We start from the raw sequence: 12,737 nt of genomic DNA, 5'->3' as shown, positions 1-12,737 counted from the left end.
GTAGCTCCCTCGCTGAACAGGTGCGCCGCAGTTTCCGTACGAACATACGAAGCCTGAAGCGACCCCGTACCGTGGAATTTGCTAGCGACGCTTCCCGTTAGCATGGACATCCGCACCGATCAAGGCCATTTGGGGAAGGTGTCATGACTGCCAACGTCGACGGAGTGCCCGGGAAATTCGCGACACTCGGGCTGACCTACGACGACGTGCTGCTGCTGCCGGGCCCGTCGGACATGGCACCCGACGAGATCGACACCGCCTCGTACGTCTCCAAGAATGTGCGGGTCAACATCCCGCTGCTGTCCGCCGCCATGGACAAGGTGACCGAGTCCCGCATGGCGATCGCGATGGCCCGCCAGGGCGGCGTCGGCGTCCTGCACCGCAACCTCTCCATCGAGGACCAGGCCAACCAGGTCGACCTGGTGAAGCGCTCCGAGTCCGGCATGGTCACCGACCCCATCACCATCCACCCGGAGGCCACGCTCGCCGAGGCCGACGCGCTGTGCGCCAAGTTCCGCATCAGCGGCGTCCCGGTGACCGACGGTGACAAGAAGCTCCTCGGCATCGTCACCAACCGTGACATGGCCTTCGAGAGCGACCGCAGCCGCCGCGTGCACGAGGTCATGACCCCGATGCCGCTGGTCACCGGCAAGGTCGGCATCTCCGGGCCCGAGGCCATGGAGCTGCTGCGCAAGCACAAGATCGAGAAGCTGCCGCTGGTCGACGACGACGGCGTCCTCAAGGGCCTGATCACCGTCAAGGACTTCGTCAAGGCGGAGAAGTACCCGAGCGCCGCCAAGGACGCCGAGGGCCGTCTCCTGGTCGGCGCGGCGGTCGGTGTGGCCGGTGACGCCTTCGAGCGCGCCCAGGCCCTGATCGAGGTGGGCGTCGACTTCATCGTCGTGGACACCGCGCACGGCCACTCCCGGCTGGTCGGCGACATGATCGCCAAGATCAAGTCGAACTCCTCCGGCGTCGACGTCATCGGCGGCAACGTCGCCACGCGCGACGGCGCGCAGGCCCTGGTAGACGCGGGTGCCGACGGCATCAAGGTCGGTGTCGGCCCCGGCTCCATCTGCACCACCCGCGTGGTCGCCGGCGTCGGCGTCCCGCAGGTCACCGCGATCTACGAGGCCGCGCTCGCCGCCAAGGACGCCGGTGTCCCGGTGATCGGCGACGGTGGCCTCCAGTACTCCGGCGACATCGCCAAGGCCCTGGTCGCGGGCGCCGACACGGTGATGCTCGGCTCGCTTCTCGCGGGCTGCGAGGAGTCGCCGGGCGAGCTGCTGTTCATCAACGGCAAGCAGTTCAAGTCGTACCGCGGCATGGGCTCGCTCGGCGCCATGCAGTCCCGTGGCGACCGCAAATCGTTCTCCAAGGACCGCTACTTCCAGGAGGGCGTCGCCTCCGACGAGCAGCTCGTCCCCGAGGGCATCGAGGGCCAGGTGCCCTACCGCGGCCCGCTGTCCTCCGTCGTCCACCAGCTGGTCGGCGGTCTGCGCCAGTCGATGTTCTACGTCGGCGGCAAGACCGTTCCCGATCTGCAGGCCAATGGCCGGTTCGTGCGGATCACCTCGGCGGGTCTGAAGGAGAGCCACCCGCACGACATCCAGATGACGGTCGAAGCGCCGAACTACAGCAGCAAGAGGTAGCTCTCAGGTCGTACCTGCGCGCCTCCACGCGCGTGCGTGACGGACAGTGACGGCGGTCCCGGAACCCTCCGGGGCCGCCGTTGCCGTACCCGTCGGCGATACTGGAAGGCGCTGAAACGCATCAGGGAAAGGCCACAGACGTGACTGAGATCGAGATCGGGCGCGGCAAGCGCGGCCGCCGGGCGTACGCCTTCGACGACATCGCCGTCGTCCCCAGCCGCCGTACGCGGGACCCGAAGGAGGTCTCGATCGCCTGGCAGATCGATGCCTACCGCTTCGAGCTGCCGTTCCTGGCCGCCCCCATGGACTCCGTGGTCTCCCCGGCCACCGCGATCCGCATCGGCGAGCTGGGCGGCCTCGGCGTGCTCAACCTCGAGGGCCTGTGGACGCGGCACGAGGACCCGCAGCCGCTGCTGGACGAGATCGCCGAGCTGCCCGCCGAGCAGGCGACCCGCCGCCTCCAGGAGATCTACGCGGCGCCGATCAAGGAGGAGCTGATCGGCGCCCGCATCAAGGAGGTGCGTGACTCCGGCGTGGTCACCGCCGCCGCGCTCTCCCCGCAGCGCACCGCCCAGTTCTCCAAGGCGGTCGTGGACGCGGGCGTGGACATCTTCGTCATCCGCGGTACGACGGTCTCGGCGGAGCACGTGTCGTCCTCGCACGAACCGCTGAACCTGAAGCAGTTCATCTACGAGCTGGACGTCCCGGTGATCGTCGGCGGCTGCGCCACGTACACCGCCGCCCTGCACCTGATGCGCACCGGCGCGGCCGGCGTGCTGGTCGGCTTCGGCGGCGGCGCCGCGCACACCACGCGCAACGTGCTGGGCATCCAGGTCCCGATGGCCACGGCCGTCGCCGACGTGGCGGCGGCCCGCCGTGACTACATGGACGAGTCCGGCGGCCGGTACGTGCACGTGATCGCGGACGGCGGCGTCGGCTGGTCCGGCGACCTGCCCAAGGCGATCGCCTGCGGCGCCGACGCGGTGATGATGGGCTCCCCGCTGGCCCGGGGCACGGACGCGCCCGGCAAGGGCCACCACTGGGGCATGGAGGCGGTCAACGAGGAGCTGCCCCGCGGCCAGAAGGTCGACCTCGGCACGGTCGGCACCATCGAGGAGATCCTCACCGGCCCGTCCCACACCCCGGACGGCTCGATGAACTTCTTCGGCGCCCTGCGCCGCGCCATGGCCACCACCGGCTACAGCGAGCTGAAGGAGTTCCAGCGGGTCGAGGTGACGGTGGCGGACAGCCAGCACCGGCGGTAGTCGCCGGGCGGTCTCCACGACGCCTGAAGGGCCGGTCATCCCGGGCGGGGTGACCGGCCTTCTGCGCGCCCAGGCCGGCTCGGCGGGAACGCGTTGCGCGGGAGGGGGCGCCCATGGGACACCACCGCAAGCCCACCCACTGGGACCGCATCCGGCTTCGGCTGGTGACGTTCCGGAGGAGGTGTGTCTTGCAGATCTGCGCGAAGTGAGCGGCCACCCCCCACACGGAACAGGGGTGGACACTCCGATCACTCCCCGGAGTTTGCCGCAGTGGCCGCTGCGATGAGCTCCACCTGCCCCCAAGGCGCCGGCGTCGAATCCCCCACACCACCGACCCCAGCCCCCGCACCCCACGCGCCCCCCTTCACAACCGATGCGCCGCCCCCGTAGGCGTGGCCCCCCGCGTGTCCAGCAACAGCTGGGCCTTCACCGAGAGCCCCTGCAAGTCGTACGTCCGGTGCTGCTGGAGCAGGATCGTCAGGTCGGCGTCGGCGGCGGCCTCGTACAGGGAGTCCGCGCGCGGGACCGGGCGGTCCAAGACGTTCCAGGACGGCACGTAGGGGTCGTGGTAGCTGATCGAGGCGCCCAGCTCCATCAGCCGGACCGCGACCTCCTGGGCGGGTGTGCCCTGCTGGTCGGCGAGGTCGGGCTTGTAGGTGACGCCGAGGAGGAGGACACGGGCCCCGCGCGCGGACTTGCCGTGCTCGTTGAGGAGCGTGGCGGCGCGCTGGACGACGTACCGGGGCATCCGGCTGTTGACCTGCTGGGCCAGCTCCACCATGCGCAGGGTGCGGGTGGCGTGCCCGGTCAGGTCCTGCGGGACGCCGTGGCCGCCGACGCCCGGGCCCGGCCGGAACGCCTGGAAGCCGAAGGGCTTGGTCTCCGCGCAGCGGATGACGTCCCACAGGTCCACGCCCAGCTCGTGGCAGAGGACGGCCATCTCGTTGACGAGCGCGATGTTGACCTGCCGGTAGTTGGTCTCCAGCAACTGCACGGTCTCCGCCTCGCGCAACCCACGCGCGCGTACGACCTTGTCGGTGAGCCGGCCGTAGAAGGCGGCGGCCGACTCGGTGCAGGCGGGGGTGAGGCCGCCGATGACCTTCGGGGTGCTGGCGGGGGTGTGGTCGCGGTTGCCGGGGTCGACCCGGCTGGGGGAGTAGGCGAGGTGGAAGTCGCGGCCGGCGCGCAGCCCCGAGCCCTCCTCCAGCAGCGGGCGCAGGAACTCCTCCGTCGTCCCCGGCAGCACCGGCGACTCCAGGATGACCGTGGTGTGCGGGCGCAGCCGGGCGGCCAGCGTGCGGGCCGCCGCCTCGACCTGCCCGAGGTCGAGCGCGCCATCGGCGCCACGCGGGGTGGGCGCGCAGATCACCGCCGTACGGACACGGCCGAGCTGGGTGGGATCGGTGGCGGGCCGGAAGCCGGCCGCGTGCATCCGGCGCAGCTCGGCGGGGCTGAGCGAGCCCGCCTCCGGGCCGGTGGCGTAGCCGACGGTGTGGATACCGGCGGCGACGGCGGCCTGGGCCAGCGGCAAACCGTAGGGGCCGAGTCCGATGACGGCGAGGTCTGCGGGCATGCGTGGGCCGTCCTTTCCAGTAGCCGAAGCGGGACAGGTGCGCAACCGCTGTGGACAGGATGAGCGAGTGCCCTGTCAGACTAGGTACACATATGACCGTTATGTGTGATTGTGTTCGTGTGTCTTCCCGGGGTTGTGCGCGAGTTGTCCACAGGTTGGCAGCGCGTGGTGGCTGAAGTCGGGCAACCCGGTCAGAATTTGGGCATGAGCAGGGGATGAACCGGGCTTCGCCCATGGGCGCGGCCGACGCGAGCGAGTCAGCGACAGCGGGAGGCAGCGGTGAGGACAGCGACTCTTGGGCCGACGCAGCGCGCCGAGGCACTGGCGGCGATGGCGGAGCGTGAGCTGGACGTGCTGGTGGTCGGAGCCGGAGTGGTCGGCGCCGGCACCGCACTGGACGCCGTCACCCGTGGCCTGTCCACCGGCCTGGTCGAGGCCCGCGACTGGGCGTCCGGCACCTCCAGCCGGTCCAGCAAGCTGATCCACGGCGGTCTGCGCTATCTGGAGATGCTCGACTTCGCCCTGGTCCGCGAGGCCCTCAAGGAGCGCGGCCTGCTCCTGGAGCGCCTCGCCCCGCACCTGGTCAAACCGGTGCCGTTCCTCTACCCGCTCCAGCACAAGGGCTGGGAGCGGCTGTACGCAGGCTCGGGTGTCGCGTTGTACGACGCGATGTCCATGGCCCGAGGCCACGGCCGGGGCCTGCCCCTGCACCGGCACCTGACCCGCCGCCACGCCCTGCGGGTCGCCCCTTGCCTGAAGAAGGACGCCCTGGTCGGGGCCCTCCAGTACTACGACGCCCAGATGGACGACGCCCGCTTCGTGGCGACCCTGGTGCGCACGGCAGCGTCCTACGGCGCGAAGGTGGCCAACCGCGCGCGGGTGACCGGGTTCCTGCGCGAGGGCGAGCGGGTCGTCGGCGCCCGGGTGCAGGACGTGGAGGCCGGCGGGGAGTACGAGATCCGCGCCAAGCAGGTCGTCAACGCCACCGGTGTCTGGACCGACGACACCCAGGCCATGGTGGGCGAGCGCGGCCAGTTCCACGTCCGCGCCTCCAAGGGCATCCACCTGGTCGTGCCCAAGGACCGCATCCACTCCACCACCGGCCTGATCCTGCGCACCGAGAAGTCCGTCCTCTTCGTCATCCCCTGGGGCCGGCACTGGATCGTCGGCACCACCGACACCGGCTGGGACCTCGACAAGGCCCACCCGGCCGCGTCCAGCGCCGACATCGACTACCTGCTGGAACACGTGAACTCGGTGCTGGCCGTGCCGCTCACCCGCGACGACGTCCAGGGCGTGTACGCGGGGCTGCGCCCGCTGCTCGCCGGGGAGTCCGACGCCACCAGCAAGCTGTCCCGCGAGCACACGGTCGCCCATCCGGTGCCGGGGCTCGTGGTCGTGGCGGGCGGCAAGTACACCACCTACCGGGTGATGGCCAAGGACGCCGTCGACGAGGCCGTGCACGGGCTCGACATGCGCGTCGCCGACTGCGTGACGGAGGAGACCCCGCTGCTCGGCGCGGAGGGCTACCAGGCGCTGTGGAACGCGCGAGCGCGGATCGCCGCCCGCACCGGACTGCACGTGGTCCGCGTGGAGCACCTGCTGAATCGGTACGGCTCGATGGCGGAGGAGGTCCTGGACCTCGTCGCCGCCGACCCCGCGCTCGGCGAGCCGCTGCACGCCGCCGACGACTATCTGCGCGCCGAGGTGGTGTACGCCGCCTCGCACGAGGGCGCCCGGCACCTGGACGACGTCCTCACCCGCCGCACCCGCATCTCCATCGAGACCTTCGACCGGGGCACCCGCAGCGCCCGGGAGGCGGCCGAGCTGATGGCGCCGGTGCTCGGCTGGGACAAGGACCAGATCGAGCGCGAGGTCGAGCACTACGAGAAGCGGGTGGAGGCCGAGCGCGAGTCCCAGCTCCAGCCGGACGACCAGACGGCGGACGCGGCACGGCTGGGCGCACCGGACATCGTGCCGCTCTAGGCGGCCGAGCCGCTGGAGAGCGAGCCCCGCTCCGCAGCGAACCTCACCCGAACGGATGACCGCCGCCGGGATCTCTGCCCGGCGCCCGGCCGTTCTACCAGATGCGAGGGCAGAACTCGGCAGCGAGCAAGGCCGGTTCGAGGCGGGGATCTGCGATCGCGTCCGTGTTCAGCCGGAAGGTGAGGACACGGCGGCCGTCGGCGGTGGCTGCGCTGCGCACGTAGCTTCCCGAGATCCGGCCGTTGTGCCCCCACACGGTGGTGCCGCACGGCAGCTTCACCGGAAACAGCCCCATGCCGTACGAGCCGTGTGCGGCACGGGTGTCGCGCATCTCGCGCAGCCAGTGCGAGGGCAGCAGCCGGCCGCCGAGCAGGGCCGCGTAGAAGCGGTCGAGGTCGGCCAGCGTGGTCACCAGCTCACCCGCCGCGCCGGCCACGCGCGGGTCGAGCTCGGTGACGTCGGAGCCGTCGGCGGCGTAGGCGCGGCCGTGCGGCGAGGGCAGTGACCCGCGCGCCCCGGGAAAGGAGGTACCCGTCAGACCCAGCGGAGCGATGATGCGGCGCTCGGCCTCGGCGGCGTAGGAGTGACCGGTGACCTGGCGGATGACCAGGCCGAGCAGGACGTAGTTGGTGTTGGAGTAGACGTAGCGGCCCGGGCGGGCCGGGGGGAGGTCGAGAGCGATGCGTACCGCCTGAAGCGGGGTCAGGGGCAGGGTGCCGCCGGTGGTTTCCGTGAAGTCGGCCAGCCCGCTGGTGTGGGTGAGCAGGGCCCGCAGGGTGATGTGCCGGCCGTCGGTGCCGGGCCCCCGGAGCAGTCCCGGCAGGTGCCGCTCCACGGTGTCGGACAGGGCGAGCCGGTGCTCCGCGGCCAGTTGGAGCACGACCGTCGCGATGAAGGTCTTGGTGACGCTGCCGGCCCGGAAGTGGTCGGCGCGGGCGATGCCGCGGCCGGCGGCCGCGTAGCGGAAGCGGCTCCCGTCCCTCTCGTCGTCCCGGGCCAGCAGGGCCGCGGCGGGTGCCCTGCCGTCGGTGACGAGCAGCGACAGAACCGCGGTCGTGGCCGAGGCGGGGGAGGTGTCCTGGGATGCGGCCGGGGCGAGCAGCAGAGCGAGGAACACCGGTATGGACAGGACTGTCCGAAGCGTCGGCATCGCGGTTCCTCCCTTCTTGCGACCCATCATCCCGGTAAGCGGAACACCTGCTTCAGGGGGGCTTCCACGGCGTGAGGGGCGGGGCCCGGCCAGGGGCACCCTGGGCGTCGGCCACTTGTCGGGTGAGAGACAATGGAGGCTCTGTCAGGGCGGGTTGTTTGAGGGGACGCATGTCGGAGGCGGAGCGGGCGGGTACATCTCGTCAGGAGACTCGTCAGGACAAGAACGAGCGGCGTCTCCTCGCCGGGCGGTACCGGCTGGGAGACGTGCTGGGCCGGGGCGGTATGGGCACGGTCTGGCGTGCCGAGGACGAGACCCTGGGCCGGACGGTCGCCGTCAAGGAGCTGCGGTTCCCGTCGAACATCGACGAGGAGGAGAAGCGGCGCCTGATCACGCGCACCCTGCGCGAGGCCAAGGCGATCGCCCGGATCCGGAACAACAGCGCGGTGACGGTCTTCGACGTCGTCGACGAGGACGACCGGCCCTGGATCGTCATGGAGTTGGTCGAGGGCAAGTCCCTCGCCGAGGTCATCCGCGAGGACGGCCTGCTGGAGCCGAAGCGCGCCGCCGAGGTGGGGCTCGCCATCCTCGACGTGCTGCGCTCCGCGCACCGGGAGGGCATCCTGCACCGGGACGTGAAGCCGTCCAACGTGCTCATCGCCGAGGACGGCCGGGTCGTCCTCACCGACTTCGGTATCGCGCAGGTCGAGGGCGACCCGTCCATCACCTCGACCGGCATGCTCGTCGGCGCCCCCTCCTACATCTCCCCGGAGCGGGCCCGCGGCCACAAGCCGGGACCGGCGGCCGACCTCTGGTCGCTCGGCGGGCTGCTGTACGCGGCGGTCGAGGGCGCGCCGCCCTACGACAAGGGTTCGGCGATCGCCACGCTCACCGCGGTGATGACCGAGCCCCTGGAGGAGCCCAAGCACGCGGGACCGCTGCGGGACGTCATCTACGGCCTGCTGACGAAGGACCCGGCCAAGCGGCTCGACGACGCCGGGGCCCGGGCCATGCTCAACGCGGTGATCCGCGCGCCCGAGCCGGAGCCGATGGACGCCACGCGGGTGGTTCCGCTGCCGGTGCTGCCCGGCGGGCCGGAGGGCAAGCGAGGCGAGGAGGCGTCGGAGAAGCTGCGCGGCGCACTGCGTTCGGTCCGCAAGGCGGCCGGGGCGGCCACCGCCGCGGCGACGCGGACGAAGAGCGCAAGCGAGCCGGCCGCACCGGGCGCCGGTGGCGCGGTAGGCGCCGGGGGTGCGGGGTCCGCCGGGGCGCGGCCCGGTTCCGTCGGCGGGCCCGGTGCCGGATCCGCCGCGCGACCGGGAGGCCCGGCCGCGGGTGCCGCCGGTGTGCCGAACTCCAGCGCCGGCAAGCCCGGCTCGGGCTGGCACGTGGTGCCGCCGCCGGACCTGGACCTGCCGACGCGGCCGGTGCCGCGGGCGCCGCTGACCGACGTGGTGCCCAAGCGCACGCTGGTGGTCATCGCCGTGGTGGTCGTGCTCGCGGTGCTCGGGACCGTGCTGGCCTTCGCCCTCAACGGCGACGACGGCAAGAACAGCGGGGCCGGGCCCGCGGTCAGTGCCAGTGCATCCACCAAGCGGGACAAGGACACCGGGGCCGGCAAGGACACCGGCAAGCCGGCAGGCGGCGCGAGTTCGGCGCCCGCCGGCACCGATGCGGCGACGGACGTCGACGAGAGCGAGTCCGCCGACGACGCCGACGACGCCGACGCGTCCGACTCGGCCGACGCGTCCGGTTCTTCCGGCGCGAAGGACGGCGGGAGCGCTCCGGTGGTCTCCACCCGCAAGGGCGGCCAGGGGTACTCGATCGGGCTGCCGAAGGGGTGGACGTACCGGTCCGCCGGCGCCACAGGCGACCGTTACACCGGGCCGGGCGGACAGAAGCTGCTCGTCGCCTGGACCGGCACGCCCAAGGACGACCCGGTGGCGGACTGGAAGAACCAGGAGCGCTACATGGTGCGTGCCCAGTACCGAAAGGTACGCATCGAGCAGGTGGACTACCGCGGCTGGAACACCGCCGACTGGGAGTTCACCTATGTCGAGGGCGGCACCGAGTACCGCACGATCGACCGCGGTTTCGTGGTGAACGACCACCTGGGTTACGCGCTGATGTACACCGCGAAGGATGCCGACTGGCACGGCGCGCTGCGCAAGGACACCTGGAAGACGCTGACGAAATCCTTCCGCCCCAAGTCATAGGCGCACCGCGCCGGTTTGGTTGAGTGAGAATCCGTCATCCACTCAATGCGGGTTGCCTCCGGCACGTATCGTGAAGGGTCGCGGACCGTACGCAGCCGCATGCGTGTGCGAAACGGGCCGTGAGGCGAACGGATGTGACCAACCGGGCGGCCGGGGGAGGCAACGTGGACGACTACGCGGGTCGGGTGCTCGCCGACCGCTACCGCCTGCCACTGCCCCCGTCCGACGAGTACGAATTCACCGAGACCCGCGCCTTCGACACGTACAGCGGACAGGAAGTCCTGGTCCGGCAGGTCCCGTTGCCGGAGGTCGTCGAGGCCGAGGTGCTCGACGCGGAGGGGCTGCCCGAGGGATTCACCGCCCGGGAGCGCGGATCCCGCCGGGCGCCGGAGGCCAGGACCGCCACCCGGCAGCCCGCCGATCCGGCGGTACGGCGCGCCGTCGAGGCCGCCCAGGCCGCGGCCCGGATCCCCGACCATCCACGCCTGGACCAGGTCTTCGACGTGTTCGCCGAGGGCGGGTCCCTGTGGATCGTCAGCGAGTTGGTGGCCGCGCGTCCGCTGTCCGCCCTGCTCACCGAGAACCCGCTGACGCCGTACCGGGCGGCCGAGGTCGCCTCCGACGTGCTCATGGCACTCCGGGTGCTGCACGCGCACGGCTGGGTGCACCGCAACATCACCGTCCGCACGGTCCTGGTCTGCGACGACGGCCGTGTGCTGCTGACCGGCCTCGCGGCCGGGGCGGCGGAGGAGGCGCTGTGCGGATACGACCCGGTGCCCGCTCCGGAAGGGGAGCCGCTCGGCACCGGGCCGGGCTCCGCCGGTGAGCCGGGCGGCCCGGGTGAACCGGACGGTGCGGCGGGGAGCGGCGAAGGCCGGGGCGGAGCAGCCCTGGGCCGGGGTTCCGGCGCCGAAGGCACGGGGTCTTCCGGTTCAGCCGGCCGTGCCGAGGAAGCCGTCGGCGCGCCGTTCGCGGACGTCGACCCCGAGGCCGCGCGGCGGGCCGCGATCCAGGCGCGGGCGGCCGGAGGGCTGCCGGTGCCCGGGGCGAACGGGGTGTCCGCCGCGGCCGGTCCGGCCGGGCAGCAGGCCCTGGAGAGCGGTGCGGACATCCGGGCCGCCCGGGCCGGGGCCATCGCCGCGTACCGCGCGGGCGCCCACGCCGCCGCCCGGGTGCACGAGGCGCAGCAGAACGGGCGCGCCGCCCTGCCCGGCGCCCGTCCGCCCGCCGAGACCGGCACCGGAGCCGACCGGGCCGACGGCACGGCACCGTCGTCGTACCCCCCGGAACCGGGCAGCGCATCGCCGCCCGGCCGGATAGCCGACCCCTACGGGGTGCGCGGCGCCCCGTGGCACGGCGCCGCGCCGCGCACCGGGTCCGGCGGGACGCCCCCGGCCCTGGGCGGCGGTGCCCAGCGGTCCGGCCTTCCCGCAGGGGGACGCCGTACGGGACACGCGTCCGTGCCGGGCCAGGGCTACGGCCCCGGGCAGGCACCGGGCGGTGAGCACGGCCCGCAGGCCCGGCCCGCGTCGACCGGACCCAACCACCAGAGCGCGGCTCACGCCCGACTCGCCCCCGCTCCGGCGCTCCCCGCGCAGCAGAGCGGCCGCTGGGACGAGCAGCCCGCCGTGCGCCGAGGGCCCGGAACCGCGCTCGCCGCCGAGCGGGCGCGGCAGGTGCGGATGACCGTGGTCGGGCCGGTGACCGAGCGATGGGCGCCGGAGCAGGCCGGGCCCGTGCACGAGAACTGGCAGCTGGCGGCGCCGATCGGCCCGGCCACCGACCTGTGGGCGCTGGGCGCGTTGCTCTTCCGGGCCGTGCAGGGGCATGCGCCCTACCCGGAGGAGTCGACGGCCGAGCTGGTGCAGCTGGTCTGCGCCGAGCCGCCCGCCTTCGCCGAGGAGTGCGGGCCGCTGCGGCCGGTCGTGGAGTCCCTGCTGCGCCAGGACCCCACCGAGCGGCCGGACGTCGAGGAGCTGAGCGGCTGGCTGCGTTCGCTGGTGCGGTCCGCACCCGAGCCGGACGCCGGCACCCATGTCGTCCCCGTGCCACCCGTGGATCCGAGCCGGCTGCCGATCGTGCGGCGGCGCGGCGAGCTGGTGCGCCGGCGCCGTGCCGGGCTGCCCGTGACCCATCCGCACGGCCGGCACAAGCGGGCCCGGGAGGCCGGCCGTTCGCCGCGCAGCCTCGGCCGGACCCTGCTTCTGCTGATCCTGCTCCTGCTGGCCGGCGCGGTCGCGTACGCGATGCTGTTCATGCCGAAGCAGGGCGAGCGGCGGGACCCGGGGAAGGGCGGCGACCGTACCGGCAGCGCCGCACAGGCGAGCCCCGCACCCTCGTCCACCCGGCGGCCGTCCGCCGGGCAGAGCGCGCCGGGCGGCGCCACCGCGTCCGCGCCCGCGACCGAGACCCAGACCGGCGCGGACCCCTCCGTCGCCGACGGGTTCACCCTGCGCAAGGACCCGGACGGCTTCCAGGTCGCCGTCGCCAAGGGCTGGGACCGCACCCCGAAGAACGGCAGCGGCCAGGTGGTCTACGCGCACGGGAACTTCGAGCTGGTCGTCGTACCGGGGCGGGACGGGGCGTCCGCGTACGGCAGTGATCCGATGGTCTACCAGCGGGACAAGGAACGCGAACTCCAGCCGTACCGCGACTCCAGCTGGGCCACGGCCACCGGCCTGCGGACCATCGAGGTGGGCGGACGGACCATGGCCGAGGGGCAGTTCACCTGGACCGACGCGCAGGGGCGGGACCTCTTCGTGCGGAACATGGCGCTGCTGCTCGACGGCCGCTACCACATCGTCCAGGTGCGCGGTCCGGAGGCGCAGCGGGACGAGGTGACGCGGCTGTTCGAGCAGGCCACCGCGACGTACCGCTACAGCGGTTGAGCAGCCT

General features: G+C 72.8%; 7 protein-coding genes. 5 read left to right on the top strand and 2 right to left on the bottom strand.

Translation table 11 applies throughout. The features are described 5' to 3' along the window. Positions 1 to 143: 143 nt before the first annotated feature. Positions 144 to 1,652, top strand: a complete 1,509-nt coding sequence (gene guaB / locus ACZ7DL_RS02470) for an IMP dehydrogenase (RefSeq protein WP_470770805.1) — start codon at positions 144 to 146, stop codon at positions 1,650 to 1,652. A 140-nt stretch (positions 1,653 to 1,792) separates the two neighbouring features. Next, on the top strand, positions 1,793 to 2,917 hold the full coding sequence (locus tag ACZ7DL_RS02465; RefSeq protein ID WP_030345529.1) for a GuaB3 family IMP dehydrogenase-related protein: 1,125 nt from the start codon (positions 1,793 to 1,795) through the stop codon (positions 2,915 to 2,917). A 364-nt stretch (positions 2,918 to 3,281) separates the two neighbouring features. On the opposite strand, the gene ACZ7DL_RS02460 is transcribed toward ACZ7DL_RS02465, so the two are convergent. Further along, positions 3,282 to 4,490, bottom strand: coding sequence for a nucleotide sugar dehydrogenase (locus ACZ7DL_RS02460; protein ID WP_470770803.1), 1,209 nt, complete (start codon positions 4,488 to 4,490; stop codon positions 3,282 to 3,284). A 279-nt stretch (positions 4,491 to 4,769) separates the two neighbouring features. Here ACZ7DL_RS02460 and ACZ7DL_RS02455 point away from each other — a divergent pair, with 279 nt between their 5' ends. Next, on the top strand, positions 4,770 to 6,476 hold the full coding sequence (locus ACZ7DL_RS02455; protein ID WP_470770801.1) for a glycerol-3-phosphate dehydrogenase/oxidase: 1,707 nt from the start codon (positions 4,770 to 4,772) through the stop codon (positions 6,474 to 6,476). A gap of 94 nt (positions 6,477 to 6,570) precedes the next feature. Here ACZ7DL_RS02455 and ACZ7DL_RS02450 read toward each other — a convergent pair whose 3' ends face one another. Next, positions 6,571 to 7,626 carry a serine hydrolase domain-containing protein gene (locus ACZ7DL_RS02450; protein WP_470770799.1) on the bottom strand — a complete coding sequence of 352 codons (1,056 nt, stop codon included), beginning with the start codon at positions 7,624 to 7,626 and terminating at the stop codon, positions 6,571 to 6,573. A 170-nt stretch (positions 7,627 to 7,796) separates the two neighbouring features. On the opposite strand from ACZ7DL_RS02450, the gene ACZ7DL_RS02445 reads away from it, so the two are divergent. Beyond that, positions 7,797 to 9,842, top strand: a complete 2,046-nt coding sequence (locus tag ACZ7DL_RS02445; protein WP_470770797.1) for a serine/threonine-protein kinase — start codon at positions 7,797 to 7,799, stop codon at positions 9,840 to 9,842. A 164-nt stretch (positions 9,843 to 10,006) separates the two neighbouring features. Further along, positions 10,007 to 12,730, top strand: coding sequence for a protein kinase (locus ACZ7DL_RS02440; protein ID WP_470770796.1), 2,724 nt, complete (start codon positions 10,007 to 10,009; stop codon positions 12,728 to 12,730). Positions 12,731 to 12,737: the final 7 nt, after the last annotated feature.

Source organism: Streptomyces sp. NPDC036984 (assembly GCF_055607665.1).
The sequence above is the reverse complement of the archived record's forward strand: the minus strand, read 5'-3'. Positions and strand labels throughout refer to the sequence as shown.